General features: G+C 56.6%; 14 protein-coding genes. 6 read left to right on the top strand and 8 right to left on the bottom strand.

The genetic code is table 11. The annotated features are described in order from the left end of the window. Positions 1-17: 17 nt before the first annotated feature. The 4 genes from ACSPX5_RS07760 to groL form a co-directional block, all read right to left on the bottom strand. On the bottom strand, positions 18-272 hold the full coding sequence (locus ACSPX5_RS07760; protein WP_323161437.1) for an Lpp/OprI family alanine-zipper lipoprotein: 255 nt from the start codon (positions 270-272) through the stop codon (positions 18-20). Positions 273-448: 176 nt separating this feature from the next. Further along, positions 449-1009: a nitroreductase family protein gene (locus ACSPX5_RS07755; RefSeq protein WP_323161438.1), complete on the bottom strand. Its 561-nt coding sequence runs from the start codon at positions 1007-1009 to the stop codon at positions 449-451. Positions 1010-1043: 34 nt separating this feature from the next. Then, positions 1044-1931, bottom strand: coding sequence for a universal stress protein (locus ACSPX5_RS07750; RefSeq protein ID WP_323161439.1), 888 nt, complete (start codon positions 1929-1931; stop codon positions 1044-1046). 67 nt (positions 1932-1998) lie between these two features. Continuing rightward, on the bottom strand, positions 1999-3615 hold the full coding sequence (gene groL, locus ACSPX5_RS07745; protein WP_085702069.1) for a chaperonin GroEL: 1617 nt from the start codon (positions 3613-3615) through the stop codon (positions 1999-2001). Positions 3616-3873: 258 nt separating this feature from the next. Here groL and ACSPX5_RS07740 point away from each other — a divergent pair, with 258 nt between their 5' ends. Continuing rightward, a complete protein-coding gene (locus ACSPX5_RS07740) occupies positions 3874-4371 on the top strand; it encodes a BCAM0308 family protein (protein ID WP_439821347.1) in 498 nt (165 codons plus the stop codon). Positions 4372-4434: 63 nt separating this feature from the next. After that, entirely contained in the window at positions 4435-4665 is a 231-nt protein-coding gene (locus tag ACSPX5_RS07735) for a hypothetical protein (RefSeq protein WP_169430149.1), read from the top strand. A 222-nt stretch (positions 4666-4887) separates the two neighbouring features. Here the strand turns inward: ACSPX5_RS07735 and ACSPX5_RS07730 are convergent, their stop codons facing one another. The 3 genes from ACSPX5_RS07730 to ACSPX5_RS07720 form a co-directional block, all read right to left on the bottom strand. Beyond that, positions 4888-5670 carry a CHAD domain-containing protein gene (locus ACSPX5_RS07730; protein WP_169430148.1) on the bottom strand — a complete coding sequence of 261 codons (783 nt, stop codon included), beginning with the start codon at positions 5668-5670 and terminating at the stop codon, positions 4888-4890. Continuing rightward, positions 5658-7478 carry a DNA polymerase/3'-5' exonuclease PolX gene (polX, locus tag ACSPX5_RS07725; protein ID WP_439821346.1) on the bottom strand — a complete coding sequence of 607 codons (1821 nt, stop codon included), beginning with the start codon at positions 7476-7478 and terminating at the stop codon, positions 5658-5660. The genes ACSPX5_RS07730 and polX overlap by 13 nt, the downstream gene beginning before the upstream one ends. Positions 7479-7678: 200 nt before the next feature. Then, positions 7679-8140: a hypothetical protein gene (locus tag ACSPX5_RS07720; RefSeq protein WP_439821345.1), complete on the bottom strand. Its 462-nt coding sequence runs from the start codon at positions 8138-8140 to the stop codon at positions 7679-7681. 356 nt (positions 8141-8496) lie between these two features. On the opposite strand from ACSPX5_RS07720, the gene ACSPX5_RS07715 reads away from it, so the two are divergent. Then, positions 8497-10176: an HAD-IIB family hydrolase gene (locus ACSPX5_RS07715; protein ID WP_439821344.1), complete on the top strand. Its 1680-nt coding sequence runs from the start codon at positions 8497-8499 to the stop codon at positions 10174-10176. Between the two features lie 43 nt (positions 10177-10219). Here ACSPX5_RS07715 and ACSPX5_RS07710 read toward each other — a convergent pair whose 3' ends face one another. Continuing rightward, positions 10220-12502 carry a heavy metal translocating P-type ATPase gene (locus ACSPX5_RS07710; RefSeq protein WP_439821343.1) on the bottom strand — a complete coding sequence of 761 codons (2283 nt, stop codon included), beginning with the start codon at positions 12500-12502 and terminating at the stop codon, positions 10220-10222. A 170-nt stretch (positions 12503-12672) separates the two neighbouring features. On the opposite strand from ACSPX5_RS07710, the gene ACSPX5_RS07705 reads away from it, so the two are divergent. The 3 genes from ACSPX5_RS07705 to ACSPX5_RS07695 all read left to right on the top strand — a co-directional run bounded on the left by ACSPX5_RS07705 (position 12673) and on the right by ACSPX5_RS07695 (position 15509). After that, positions 12673-13320, top strand: coding sequence for a BON domain-containing protein (locus tag ACSPX5_RS07705; RefSeq protein ID WP_085696450.1), 648 nt, complete (start codon positions 12673-12675; stop codon positions 13318-13320). Between the two features lie 247 nt (positions 13321-13567). After that, positions 13568-14047, top strand: a complete 480-nt coding sequence (locus ACSPX5_RS07700) for a GNAT family N-acetyltransferase (protein WP_439821342.1) — start codon at positions 13568-13570, stop codon at positions 14045-14047. A 94-nt stretch (positions 14048-14141) separates the two neighbouring features. Next, complete coding sequence (locus tag ACSPX5_RS07695; RefSeq protein WP_439821341.1) at positions 14142-15509, top strand: erythromycin esterase family protein; 1368 nt, start codon at positions 14142-14144, stop codon at positions 15507-15509. Positions 15510-15558: the final 49 nt, after the last annotated feature.

Below are 15558 nucleotides of genomic sequence, written 5' to 3'. Positions count from 1 at the left end.
GGCCGGGTGGAAGGGCATTATTTGCGACTCGCCTTTTCAAGCATTCGGCTGGCGCGTTCATTGGCCTCATCGGCGGTGCGTTGTGCCTGACTGGCCGCGGCCTGCGCCTGTTCCGCTTTTGAATACGCGGCATCGGCTCTGGATTGCGCAGCAGCGGCAGCGCCTTGTGCCGAATCGATACGAGCATTCATTTCTTGCACATGCTTATGACTGCACCCCGCCGTCATCGCCAGAAGGACGCTCAGCACAACAACAGATAAACGCTTGTTCATGGTGGTTCTCCTCAGTTGAGTGAGCCGGGAACACGCCGGCACCCTTCAAAGTATCCGGCCCCCCTGCGCCGGCACTGTGATTTTTGTCAATGAATGGCCAACCCGGCGTGCCGGTTAATCACTCGTCGCAATAATGTGCGCGTGCCCGCTCATCCGGATGAATGCTCAGCGGTGCATCAACCAATCCAGCGAATCTCTGGTGCCTGATGGGCAACAGGCGCCGGCGCGGCTTTCGGATGGCCGACGATGATCGGTGCTACCGGAACCCACGCCTGTGGAAGATTCAGCATTTGCTTGCCCTGTTGAGTATTGAGATACCGCTGGGCAAAACCGATCCAGCAAGTGCCCAGTCCTTCTGCACAGGCACTGAGCATCAGGTTCTGGGCGGCCAGCGCACAGTCTTCGACCCCCCATTGCCCAGGTGCGTCAGCCGAGATCAGGATCAGTACCGGTGCGTGATAGAAAATCTGAAAGTGCTCGTCATCGAGCAACGCGTGAAAGCGCTCTGATTGTGATCCCGGTGCCAGCGTCTTGAGCATGCAGGCTTTCGCCTCGCGTGAAATTCGATCCAGCAACGCTTGGTCGCGAACCACGGTGAATCGCCAGGGTTGTTGGTTCATCGCACTTGGCGCCAAGGTGGCGGCACCGATCAAGCGCACAATGACCTCTTCATCGACAGCCTGCGCGGTGTATTCACGTGTCGAATGACGGCCAGAAATGGCCTGGTCAATGTTCATGAGCATTCCTCCTACAGGGACCTCCGGCGCGGTGCTACACAGCCAGAACGTTGCAAGGGACCTGATACAGAATGTGTTCGGTGGTACTGCCGAGCAGCTTGTCTAGACCGTGGAATTGCACGCGCCCCATGACGATTACATCCACCTGATGCTCGTCTGTGAACTCGCTGAGCGCTGCAACGGGGTGCCCCACCGCAAAATGCCGGCGATCAGCCGGTACGCCATGCTGACTGGCCCAGTCGAGGTAGGTCTTTTCAAACTCACGGCGCAAGCCTTTAGTCAGTTCGGCGATTTTCAGGCCATCGCCCAGTTCTGCCAGGTATTCCTGCGAAACGTCATAGGCATACAACAGATGCAATTCGGCATCACACTGGATAGCCAGCGCAGTGGCCTGCTGGATGATGCGCTCGTTCAACCGATTATTTTCCAAGCCGTTCGTAGAGACGTCGACCGCGGCTACAACCTTGCACGGTAATGCATGGGCCGCGCCGCCAAGCAGGTACACCGGCACTTGGCATTGGCGCAAAAGATACCAGTCCAGTGGGGTGAAGAATGCACGTTTGAGCAGTGACTCGTGTTGCACTTCCTTAATAAGCAAGTCGGGATTCAACTCTGTAACGTGATCAGAAATCTCCTGTTTTATGTCGTCCGCCCAAGCGACTTCGCAGGTCACTGCTACGCCTCGGCCAGACAGTTTCTCCGCCTGGGACTTCAACCAGTCGCGTTGGTTCTGAAGATAGCTTTCCCGAACCTGTTTCCTGCTGCCCTCGTCAAGTAGCCACAGAATGTCCAGCGTCTTGACGAGGGCGACGATGTGCAATGTCGCACCACTGGCCCTGGCCAGCGCGCCGGCATGGTTGATTGCCGGAGAGCGACGCAGGAGCGGGTTGATGATCAGCAAAAGGCGTTGATATTGGCTCATGATCTGTCTCCCGTCAGGCAGGTCGTGAGACCGGCCTTGCTCAAACGCCCGGCGACACTGCCGGACCTCATTCGCTGAACCCTGGCGGGATCGGCGACTCTTTCTCCGGAATATCCGTCAATATTGCCTCGGTCAGCAGCAGGATGCTGGCCACCGACACTGCATTTTCAAGGGCGATCCGCACCACTTTGGATGGGTCGATGATTCCGGCCTCGTAAAGATCGACGTAGCGATTGACCGACGCGTCGAAGCCAATGTTGCCAGGCTCAGCCAACATCCTCGCGACAACGACGCCGGCATCGACTGCCGAGTTTTCAGCGATGACCCTGGCCGGCGCCTCCAAAGCGCGCCGCATGATTTGCAGACCCGTGCGGGCATCCCCTTCATACTGCATCTCCTCGGCGGCAATCTTCGGGACGGCCTTGAGCAAAGACATGCCGGCACCTGGCACAATGCCTTCGGCGATGGCTGCACGAGTGGCGGAAATGGCGTCATCCAACGCATCCTTGCGGGTTTTCATCTCGGCTTCCGAAGGCGCTCCGACCCGGACCACCGCGACGCCGCCCGAGAGCCTGGCCAAGCGTTCCTGTAGCTTTTCACGGTCGTAGTCGCTGGTGGTTGTCTCCATTTGTGCGCGGATTTGCTGCATCCGCGCCTCGATGGCCTCGCGATTGCCAGCCCCCCCGATCAACGCCGAACTGTCCCTTTGCACCACCACCCGATGCGCCCGGCCCAATTGACTCAACTCGATCTGTTCGAGGGCAAAGCCCAGGTCATTGGAAATCACCGTTCCTGCGGTCAGAACGGCCATGTCCTGCAGCATCTCCTTGCGCCGGTCACCGAAGCCCGGAGCTTTGATCGCCACCGCTCGCAGCACACCGCGTATCTGATTGACCACCAGCGTGGTCAACGCCTCCCCTTCTATGTCATCCGCGATCAACACCAGGGGCTGGCCGCTCTTGGCCACGAGCTCCATCAGGGGCAGCAACTCCTTGAGATTCAGAATCTTGTGGTCGCAAAACAACAGGTAAGCGTCATCGAGTTCCACCTGCATCTTTTCGGTATCGGTGACGAAATATGGCGAGACATAACCTCGGTCGAAGCGCATGCCTTCCATGACCTCGACCACCGTTTCAGTGGTTTTTGACTCCTCGACGCTGACCACTCCTTCAATACCAACCTTCTCCAGGGCATCGGCTACCAGTTGGCCAATGACCGCATCGTTATGCGCGGATAGCGTCGCGACCTGGACCTTTTCCCTGGGCGTACTCACTGGTCGCGACAGCGTCCTCAGCGACTCCACAACCAAAGCGAGTCCGCGATCGAGCCCGCGTTTGAGGTCGATCGCACTGGCACCCGCCACCACATTGCGGATACCGTCCGCGAGGATGGCCTGGGCCAGCACCGTTGCAGTGCTGGTACCGTCCCCCACCGCGTCACCGGTGCGCTCGGCAGCCTGACGCAACATTTGCGCACCGAGATTTTCTTCCGGATCCAGCAGGTCGATGCGCCTGGCGATGGTTACACCATCATTGCAGACTGTTGGATTGCCCCATTTATTCTGAATCAGCACCGACTTGGACTTGGGGCCCAGCGTCACGCGCACGGCATCCGCCAACTGAGTGGCACCGCTGAGAATCCTCTCGCGGGCGGCGCCGCGAAATACCAGCTTGCTGTGAGCCATCGGATCGCTCTCCTGACAATTCCACGTTCAAGCAGGGTCTATTAACCACTCCCGGCGACGTTGACTTTTATCAACAAAGCCCTGAGCAGCCCGGTCCTCCTGTCGCCTCATGCATAAACGCGGACCATTGGCTCGAGCCGCCTCCAGCGCTTGCATCACAGTTGATAAAAATCAACCTGCTGGAACCCGGATCGCGTCGAAATGAGCGGGTGCGCTTCAGCAAGCGTCAGTTGTTCTGATCATCTCTGGAGGAACATCATGGACAAGTTTCAGCAAAGCCAAAAAAACAAACTGTTCAAGAACGTCTCGCATGACCCATATAGCGCCGCACGCACGGAGGGCCCTGCCGTTTGCCCGAAATGCGAGGCCGTGTATACCGCGGGAACCTGGAGCTGGAAACGCCAGGAAAACACCGTGGTTCACGGTGCGCAAACAACGATCTGTCCAGCCTGCCGGCGCATAGAAGACAACAGGCCTGCAGGTATCCTGACCCTGTCCGGCGGCTACGTGCACCAGCACCGTGGGGAAATCGTCCAGTTGATTAAACACACTGAGGAAAAGGAAAAGGCCGAGCATCCCCTTGAGCGCATCATCAAGCTCGATGACGCAGCCGATGAGCTGGTCGTGACCACTACTGGCATTCACCTTGCCAATCGTCTGGGGCACGCCCTGAAAGGTGCTTTCAAAGGCAACTCTGAATACCACTACAGCGATAGCGAATATGGCATGAGCGTGCGCTGGTCCCGTGAGGAATAACCCGGACAGCGGAGTTGTTGTACATCCCCGACTCGACTAACTGCCTGCTCAAGGTCAACGGCCATGCCCATCAATGAATCAACGAACCCTTATGTGGCCAACAGCGACGCCATCAAACACTGCCAGGCACTGTTTCTTGAAGCTGATCGTCTCAGCGATCAAGCCTACTCCGTTCTGGATGAACCCTTTTCCTCCCAGACCATGCTCAAGTTCTCGCTCGCCAAAAAATGTGCAGATGAGAAATATCGGCAGGCTTGGCAAGCATGGCTGCTCGCAAGAGAAAACGCTCAATAGGCTGCTTGATCTGCACGAAGCCTGGCGGTCGCGGCATTGTTTTCAGCGGACTTCAGTCGGGGGGCGAACGCCTGGGACTGACGATGACCGCAGCTGGCAGTCATCGCCAGTTCCCAGATTCTGAAAGGCTGAAGCTCTCGGGACTTGATATAAATCAAACGTCACCCTCGGCGAACACGCGCAATAGAACACTCAGGCCGCGTGCCGAGAGGTGTCTGCCACTCATTTATTCAAACGTTGCGATCCATCTCGAAACAAATCAGCGAATGCAGCCAGCTGAGCCTCAGCGGCTTCAAGCGCGCGTGATGAGCCTTTGAGCCAGGTCTTGTGCAAGGGGCGCAAATCAACTTCAACGAGCGCTTGTTGGCACCATTGATATTGATCGTGCCACTCGCCTAAGGCGAACTGTAATGACTTAAGCGCTCCGGCGGCTTCGCAGGACAAAGGAGAAAACTGCGGAAAGGACTCGGTCAGATAACGAACGCGCTTGACCATCGCCCTGAGCTGATGGCGATCAAACTCTGCATCCTCTAACGCAGCGAGCAAGCGTTTCAATTGCCGGTTAAGGGTTCTCCTGATTCGGGTGGTCAAATACTTCGACCCCTTGTCTATCTCCACGCTACGAAATGCAGAGGGCCAGCAATCCAGCTGGTTCAATAAATTCGCAACGGCGGTGCTTCGAATAATCGTGGAGTAGTGAGATTTCAACCTTGCTTCTCTCAAATTCGCTTGCGAGTGAAAACCACGGTTTTTTAGTTCCTCAATCATTACTTCCAGATCACGTACTGGCGTGGTCAACGCTCCAACCTGTTTTGCAGCATCGATCAAACACAGCACTTCTGGAATGGCGCGAAATGGACGCATCAAGCTTCTGATACGTCGCACAGCAATACGCAGATCATGCAACGCCTCATGATCGGTTCGCGCCTCCAGTCGTGCCATGGCCTGATAGATCCTTACTTGCAAGGTCAGTACCTGCGCGACGATGTCGTCTACAGCTGACATAAGCTTTGATCCCTTTCTGTGTGCCCGCCCCCGCCCCCGTGCAAAAACGACTTGAGCGCTGGAAGTGACCTTGTGTTTAAAACGTTGTGGGATTCCAGCCAGGCTCGACGTGCCTGTGCGACCCCGAAACGCAAGTGGGAGAAATCAGCTGCTTGATGCGCATCCGAATTGATGCTGACCAGTACCCCCTGATCCTTGACGTATTGGCATTGCAGATCGGACAGGTCCATGCGTTGCGGTTGCGAATTGAGTTCCAGACAGCAACCTCGTTCAGCGGCGGCCTTGATGATGGCTGAGAGGTCCAGGTTTATGGGGGCGCGCTCATTGATCAACCGACACAGCGGGTGCGCCAGAATCGTGAAATGACGATGGTTTATCGCTCTGAGCAAGCGGCGGGTTTGCTGGCGCCGAGTCAGATTGAAATGGCTGTGGACAGCACCCACCACCAGATCAAGGCGCCCCAGAATATCGTCCGACAAATCCAGGCTACCGTCTTCGAGGATGTCGACCTCGACGCCCTTGAGCAAGGTTATGCCCTGCAATCGATCATTGAGCGCATCGATCTGGTCCATCTGCTTCAGTAACCGGTCCCCGTCCAGACCATGGGCTACCCTGAGGGACTGGGAATGATCGGTGATTGCCAAATATTGCAACCCCGCTGCCTGCGCGGCGAGCGCCATATCTTCCAGGCTGTTGACGCCATCTGATTCACAGGTATGGGCATGCAAGTCACCTTTGAGATCGCATGACTCGATCAGTCTGGGCAAGCGATTGGAAAGCGCCGCTTCGACTTCACCGCGATTTTCGCGAAGCTCAGGCACTATCCAGGGCAGATCCAGCGCCCGATAAACATCGGTTTCAGTGCTACTGGCTAACCGTTGACCACCTTTGAATACTCCATACTCACTGAGTTTGAGCCCCTTGTTCTGTGCTCTTTGGCGAATAGCGATGTTATGCGCCTTGCTGCCAGTGAAGTACACCAGGGCCGCCCCATACACAGCCGGGTCAACGACCCGTAAATCGACTTGCATGCCTGAACCCAGAACAACGCTGGTACGTGTCTGTCCCTGAACCAGCACAGTGGCAACATCCGGGTGTTTGATGAATTGCTGGCAGACATCAACGCGAGCAGCAACAAGAATATCTATATCGCCGACGGTGTCCCTCATGCGTCGCAGGCTTCCGGCCACGGTCGCTTGTTCGACACCCGAGATCTGCTTCAAATAGCGCGCCAACCGTTCTGCCAATGGCTCGACATGTGCGAGCGGAACACGGCGATCTTTGCCGATTCCTTTCTGCGCTGCACTCAATAACCGGGCCTCCAACTTTTCACCGAAGCCTGGAAGATGGCGAATGCGCCCACTTTCAGCGGCCAGGCATAACTGTTGTACGGTTTCGATGCCAAGATCGTGATAGAGGTGCCTGACCCGCTTCGGTCCCAAACCGGCAATAGATAGCAACTGGGCCAGTCCTTTCGGCGAAGTACTCTGCAACCGTGAAAGCAACGCACAATCGCCAGTGGTAACGATTTCGTTGATCTTGCCCGCCAGGTCGACACCGATCCCAGCCAGTTTTGGCAACGGCTCACCACGCGCGATGATCTTCGCCAGATCGATTGTCAACGCCCTCAGCGTTCGCGAAGCATTACGATAGGCCCTGATCCGGAAAGGGTTGGCATCGTCCAACTCCAGCAAATCGGCAATATCGTCGAAAACCCTGGCAATCTGTTCATTCACAGAGCCCTGGCCGAGCGATGAAGACGGCAGGGTTGCCAATGGTTCGCATGAGGTTCTGTCCGGCCGAGGCATGGAAAATCCTGCTGCTGTGGCTATCGATGTCGACAGCTTTGCTGATCCCGATGTCCGTTCCTTGATGTAGATCAGATACGCCCAATGAACGGTCGGACGGCCGGATAACCGGTTGAGGCCAGGCGGTTTTCATGGTGCAAACGTTTGTAAATTGGCGTTGGGGGCTGCCTGCCTTTCAATGATTAAAGAACTGCAGCCTTTCATTCAACGGGCAAGCGCCTGGCCCATTCAGCATCATGCTTCCACAGAGCATTGATGCAGGCTTCTGCATCTTGCTTTGTTACGGGCTCAAGTGACTGCGGAGCCAGTAAGTGGCTGTCGACCAAGGCAAGTCGCACAACTCCGTTTTTTTTGAGCAGCGCTTTTGCCTGACATTCGCACAAGGATCGCGATAGAACTTCGAGCGGAGGCTCTACTTCGGCCTGTTCGAAATCTACTTCAAAACGCGCGGTACAAAAGTTTACCAACTCCCTCAACGTATGGGCAGCAAAGTGATACGCAGTGAAGTATCCAACCGGCAACAGCAGCAAGATTATCAACAGGTGGGTTGCGTCACGTTTCCAATGCCCTTTGCCCGGTTGGCGCAGATTTCCTGCTGTTGCTCCCCTGCTCCGCCGCCAGTCTTGCACCGCGTGAATCCCTATTGGTTTGTTGGTATTCATGACCCGGCGCCAATCTCCGCATGTGACCAGAGCATGGAACCGATGACAGGCTGCCCATTGATTTAGATCAACCTGCTGCATGCAGCTTACTCATGTTCAGTAATCTGCAGGCTTAAGCACTTCGGGTTATTAATAACAAAAGAAACATGTGCTTTTGATCAATCAAAGCAACGCTGTTGAACAACTGTGGTTGCACGCGTATGGGGCCCGACGTCAATCAGCAAACGCTCGACTTAAAATTGATAAAAATCAATGTTGGCCCCAATAAGTTGCCTCTCAATACAGTCGAGGAGTCGGTCGATAGTCTGTTCCAGTTGTCTTCCTTTGCACTCAATTGAGTCTGATGGGGATCGAGCATGCACTTCCTTGCCTTGGCAGTAGACTACGACGGGACCATTGCCGAAAACGGTAGCGTTCCTGCTCAAGTCTGCGCATCGCTCAGCGAGGTGAAAAAAAGCGGTCGCAAGTTATTGCTGATTTCAGGCCGGGAATTGCAAGCGCTCAAGCATCATTTTCCGCATCTGGATCTTTTTGACAGGGTGGTTGCGGAAAATGGCGCGCTCTTGTACGACCCGAGTACTGATACCGAGGAGCTTATTGCAGATCCCGCCTCAACCGAGCTGGTTGGTCACCTGCGCGCCAAAGGGGTGTCACCGTTGTCGATCGGACAGTCGGTCATCGCTACTTGGCAGCCATTCGAAAATGAAGTGATCAGTAGCATTCACGAGTTGGGTCTTGAACTGCAGATAACCTTCAACAAGGACGCCATCATGATCCTGCCGCCTGGCGTGAACAAAGCGTCCGGCCTTGTTGCAGCGTTACGAGATTTAGGCATATGCGAATTGAACGTGGTCGGAGTGGGCGATGCGGAAAACGACCACTCCTTTCTGTCGATCTGCGGCTGTGCCGCAGCGGTCAGCAATGCCATAGCCTCCATAAAATCCAGCGCTGACCTATGCCTGACGCGTGACCATGGTCAAGGGGTGTGCGAGCTGGTCGAGATGCTTCTGGAAAAAGATGCCGCACTGGTTGGCGTCGAACGCATCGGGGTTCAGTTGGGGCAGTCCACCGATGGGCACCCGTTATGGCTGCCTCCAGAATCGGTGATGTTGGTTATTGGCAATTCCGGGGCCGGAAAATCCAGTTACATCACTTGGCTGACAGAAAGAATGGTCCAGGCTCATCAGGGATTCTGCATCATCGATCCAGAGGGCGACTACCTCACGCTGGAAGACGCGGTGACCATCGGCGGCCTCACTGCGCCCCCGACGACAGAAGATTCCGTGCACTATCTTTTGCAGGCGCAGCTCAATGTGGTGGTCAATGCCCTTGCCCTGGATCTCTCGGCGCGCGTGCAGTTGTTTGGCGACCTGCTGCCTTTTCTTCAGCATTTGCGCAGCACTTCAGGTCGCCCCTACTGGTTGATCGTCGACGAAGCGCATTACATGCTTCCCCACTGTTCAAGTTGGCCGCCCGGCTTTCTCAAGGACATCGGTGCAATCATCGTAGCCCTCGACTTCGACCAGGTCTGCCCGGAGCTACTTGATGGGGTCGACGTGCTGGTGACGCTTGGCAGCACTGCTCGGGAACTGGTCGAACAATTCGCCAAGCGCATGCAGCGAACTTCCCCTCGGTTTCCAGAGCGAACGCCAGGTCTGGAGCATGCCTGTCTCTGGAGTTTGCACGGAGACGACGAGGTATACCTGATCGAACAGATGCAGCCGCATCAAAAGCACCATCGTCACAGCGGCAAGTACGTTGCGGGAGACGTCGGTACATGGCGATCATTCTACTTTCCTGCGCTTGGCCGGAGTGCCGCCAACCTGACTGAGTTTTTATCCTGTTTAACGCAAATTGAAGAACCCGCCCTTCGCGAGCATCTCGATGCCGGGGATTTCTCCAATTGGTTTCGCAAAGTGATCCGGGACGATGTACTTGCCAATAAGACCCGCCTTATCGAAATGGACAAAAGCATGGCCCCCAAAAAGGCGATGGATCAGATCAGGCGCATCGTCCAATCGCGCTATCACCTCTGAATTGGCCGGAGTCAGGCGCTCAGCCGGTATGCACAACGTTCGTTCAGCGTGCGTCAAGGAAACGGAACAGCTCCTCCTCTTGGTCAAAGTGCAGGCGCACCAGGGTATCGAGCCTGATCAATTGATGCTGAATTTCGTCGGCATCGGCCCTGGCCGATTCGGCATTGAAATCACGACTCATGCGCGCCAGCAAATGGATCAGGCGGAAGATCTCTCGGTGGGCGTGACTCATGGCTGACATCGGGTCCTCGCCTGGCAACCGTTGCGTTAAAAGCGGGTAAAGCAGCTGTTCATCATCATGCTCGTGGTGCGCCAATGAGGTTTGTAACCTGTCGACCAGCTCCTGCAGTTCGGTTCGTGCCTGTACAACCGGGCGCCGGGCGAAGTCAGCGGCCAGGTGGTGCAGGTCACTCAGCACGCTGGACAGTTGCCGGTGTTCATCCTGCAGCCGATCAATATGCTCTGCAGTCAGCATGCCCTTTCGACGCCCCCACAGTGGCCCCAATGCCCGCAACGCATTGAGGATAATCAGCACATCAATGCCCTCCTGCACCACAGCGCCGATGAGTGGCGCAAGAAAGCCGAGCGCCGCCGCGACCATGGCCAGCAACGATAGGCCCATGCCGGCCAGCACACCGACGACAGCGATATGACGGGTTCGCTGAGCGATGTCCAGGGCCTCGACCAGACGATCCAGGCGATCGACCAGCAGAACGACGTCCGCGGCTTGTGCCGAAGCGGTTGCACCGCTGGCCCCCATTGCCACACCAACGTTAGCCGCCGCCAATGCGGGCGCATCATTGATGCCGTCACCGACCATCAGCGTGGGGCTGCGCAAACAGCCCTCCTGCACAGCCCGCACCTTATCCTCGGGTGTCAAACCCGCGCGCAGCTCGTCGATTCCGGCAGACATTGCGATCATCTCGGCAGTTTCCGGGCGATCACCGGTGAGCATGACGATTCTCTCGATCCCTTTGCAGCGTAACCGGCGCAGCGTTTGTGGAGTTTCGCGCCGAACAGTGTCAGCGAGGACCAAAAGGCCCGCCAGTTTCCCATCCACTTCGATAAAGCTTCCGCTACAGGCCAGATAATCCATGTGGCGAAGCATGGCGACAGCCCAATCGGTTTCGTAAGCGTCCTGATGAGCAAAAGACAGTGTGCCCAATCGCACCTGCTTACCGTCGATGAGCCCGCAAAGCCCCTCGCCCGGACTCTCCTGCACCTCGGTTGGCAGGCTGAGGGACACCCTGCGCTGTTGCGCTGCCTCGACAATGGCCTGAGAGATGGGATGCGTCGAAGCCTGTGCGAGCGAGGCCGCCAGGCCAAGCAATTGCTGCGGATCGGCCAGTCCATTGACTTCGATCGACTGCAGGCGCGCGTGTCCACTGGTCAGCGTGCCGGTTTTGTCGAAAAACACTTGTTTGATCCCGGCCAGCGCTTCCAGGGTGGCGCCATCCTTGATCAATATTCCGCGCCGCGCGGCTCGGGATATACCCGACATGATCGAAATGGGCACTGCCAGAATCAGAGGACAAGGCGTGGCCACCACCAGCACCGCCAACGCTCGCAAGGGGTCGCCGCTCAGATGCCACGCCAGCGCCGCCACCAACAAAGTCAACGGGATAAAAAACAGTGCATAGCGGTCAGCCAAGCGCACAAAAGGAGCGCGTGAACGGCGCGCCGCCTCGGCCAGCCGCACGATGGCAGCGTAGGTGCTTTGCGCAACCGTTCGCGTAGCGACCAGCAGAATGGGGGCGCCAACGTTGGAGACTCCGCTGGGCAACTGCTCACCTTCTCTTCGGGTCACGGGCAAGGATTCACCGCTGAGTGCCGACTCGTCCAGAATCGCTGTCGGGCTGAGCAAGCGACCATCGACCGGTACAACCTCTCCTAGCCGTACCAGCAATGTCTGATCTGGATGAATCTGTTCAACGGGAATCTGGCGTAAGCCCCCCTTCTCCTGCAACCAGGCAAAACGCGGTGCCCGATCGATAAGCGCACGCAGTTCACGCTCGGCTCGTTGACGGGTAAAGAATTCCAGCGTGCGACCGGTCGCCAGCATCAGAGCGATCACTGCTGCGACCAAAGCCTGCTCGAAAAACAGGGCGGCGCTGATCGACAACAGTGCGATCAAATCCACTCCTGCCTCACGTCGGGCCAATCGCCCGGCAATCTCGACGAGCAGAACCAATGCCATCGTCAGGCTGCCTGCGGCCCAGCAATACGATGCCCAATCATTCTCTTGCGCACGATGTGCAACGACACCAGCCAGCAACGCCAGCGTTGTAAGCAGCAAAAGTATGGGATCCAGCCATTTACTGAACATTGCTCTTCACGCCTCTGAACCGAATGTAGCCCCGCCTGTTACCGGAGCTCTGCACCCGGGAGTTGTGGTCTTTTTGATTTAGCTCAAAGTCTTTCTATCGCTCCAGCGTAGAAAAAAGACATGGGCTTTGCCGGCCCATGCATTTCAGTCACCTGAAAGAGGACAAGATCATGAGCGACATCACCCTGCGCAATACCATTTTGGACGAGCTTGACTTTCAACCCGACATCGATGCCGCCCACATTGGCGTCAGCGTGGAAAATGGCATCGTCACACTGTCCGGCCACGTGAAAAGCTACGCTCAAAAAATCAGCGCCGAGCGCGCGGTCAAGGCGATCAAAGGAGTACGTGCCGTGGCTGAAGAAATACAGGTTCGCCTGGATAAGGGTGCAGGTACGGACGATGACACCATCGCAAACCGTGCCGTCAATATCATCTCGTGGCGTTCCGACACACCCGCCGGCGACATCAAGGTCGTCGTGCAAAAAGGCTGGGTAACCCTGGAAGGCCAGGTGGACTGGCAGTATCAGAAAGAAGTCGCTGAAAGTGCGGTGCGCAAATTGTCAGGCGTTGTCGGGGTGGATAACCGAATCACCCTGCGCCCGAGAGTGAAGGTCGTCGATATCCAACAAAGTATCGAAGAAGCCCTCAAGCGCAATGCCGAAGTTGATGCCAAGGGCATACGGATCAAGGTCGATGGCAGTGTTGTAAAACTCGAAGGCAAAGTGCACTTCTGGCGTGAGCGTGAAATCGCCGAACGAGCAGCGTGGTCGGTGCCGGGCGTCAGCAAAGTGGAAGACCAACTATTGATAGCCTGAATCATGGCCCCGGAAATTCCCTGAATATCCGGGGCTGTCCATGCTACGCCGCCTCCATCGGGGAATCGTGTGTGATCACGACATGCTGATGCTGCCGGGCAACATGAATGAGGAAATTGGCATCTACGTGGACCTGTTTTTTTAAGTCCATATGCAGATCAAGTCCGGTGACGGCCAACAGCGCAAGAAAGAACTTGAGCGTTTGGGATTTCTTCGCGTCAAGTGACCGCCCGATGGAGGCTGAACGGTGAACGCCCCTGAAAATTCCTGGATTGATATTCTCAGCAACGGCCGCCCGGTGTTAATCAGATATGTCACGCAAGCAGATCAAGTTCGTGAATACGCTCTGGTCCGGCATTCGGCGCCCGAATCCCGGCATGCGCTTTTACTCAGGCAGCAGCATGCCCCCCACCAGACCCAAGCCTGCATCGCGCTGGCCCACGAGAATGGCCGCTTGATCGAAATCGGCGCCAGTCGCTATGCCGCGACGGGCAAATACCAGTGCGAATGCGCCGTGACCATCGCATCTGGCTGGAAACGCCTCGGTCTGGGAACGTTATTGCTGGAGTACTTGATCGACGCTGCCCGCAGCAATGGCGTCCACCACTTGTACTCAGTTAGCACCTCCAGCAACGCGCCCTTTCGTGAGTTGGCCAGATGTCTGGGTTTTGAAACCCACGACGATCCTTTCGACCCCCATAAGGTCATTCATCGCCTGTACCTGTAACGCCTGTGCAAAGTTTCAAGCCGACGCATCAACTTCTGGTATGACCCGAGCGCCTTGCCGCCACCAGTTGCTCGCCATTCGGAGGACGACACTCATGAACTCTCATACGCACACATTGCTGGACAAATTAATCGGCCAGCGACACTTCCATGACACATCGCACATACCGCCAGTGTTGCGTCAATACGCCGAGCCGCTACCAGACCTGGACTCCCCCGCTTTCGGGGACCTGTTTGATCGCTACGCTGACGCGAGGGTGGTGATGATTGGCGAAGCAAGCCATGGAACCGCCGACTTCTATCGAGCCCGGGCAGTCATAACCCAAAGCCTGATCGAGCGACACGGTTTTAATATCGTCGCAGTGGAAGCCGACTGGCCGGACGCCGGCCATGTAGATCAGTATGTCCGAGGTCTGGCGCACACGGCGTGGACACGCCACATTTTCAGCCGTTTCCCCACCTGGATGTGGCGAAACGGCGAAGTAAAAGCCTTCGCCCACTGGCTGCATCAATTCAACCATCGGCAGAGCCCTGAACATCGCGTCGAGTTTCGCGGCCTGGATGTCTACAGCTTGCGCAACTCCATCCATGAGGTACTGAGTTATCTGGATCGGATTGACCCGAAATTGGCCCAAGAAGCGCGTCGGCGCTATGGGTGTCTGACCCCATGGCAGGATGATCCCTCTTTGTACGGTCATTTCGTCGAGCGTGGCGGCGTGATGCCCTGTGAGCAACCGGTGATCGAGCAGCTCAGTGCCATGCTGGCTGACCAACTGACGGGGCTTGTCCAAAACAACGAAACATTCTTCAATGCGACGCAGAATGCCCGCGTAGTGATAGCGGCCGAGCAATATTACCGCGCGATCTATCGGGGTTCGGCAGCCTCCTGGAACCTGCGAGACCGACACATGTTCGATACGTTGCGCGCAGTACTGGAACATCGGGGTCCGCAGGCCAAGGCTGTGGTCTGGGCCCACAACTCCCATATCGGCAATGCCGCCGCCACGGAAATGGGCTGGAAGGGGCAGTTCAATATCGGCCAACTGTGCCGCAATGCCTTTGGACGTGATGTGGTCCTGATTGGTATGGCTACCGACCGTGGTCAGGTCGCAGCGGCCGATGACTGGGACGGCGAGATGTTGATCAAGGACATTCGCCCTTCTCGACCAGACAGCTGGGAACATCAATTTCTCAAGGCCGGGGTTGCAGCATCATTGACGGACTGGCGTGCTCCGCAGCAAAAGGAGCTTCGCAGTGCTCTGTCCGCGGTCTTGCTGGGACGCGCCATCGGGGTGATTTACCGTCCCCAGACTGAACGCTTCAGTCACTACTTCGAGTCAATGCTGGCGGAGCAATTCGATGCCATGATCTGGTTCGAGCAAACCAGGCCGATCACCGCGCTGCCGCTGCCGAAAAACCAGCGACTGGAAGCAGAAGATGAAACCTATCCGTTTGGCGTGTGATGAACCTGAAACGATGTCCAGCGTTATGGTTGACGACTATCGCGAGCAA

This window comes from Pseudomonas sp. HLG18, assembly GCF_051903985.1.
In the GTDB taxonomy this organism is placed as follows: domain Bacteria; phylum Pseudomonadota; class Gammaproteobacteria; order Pseudomonadales; family Pseudomonadaceae; genus Aquipseudomonas; species Aquipseudomonas fluorescens_BT.
This window is presented reverse-complemented; position numbering and strand designations above follow the sequence as displayed.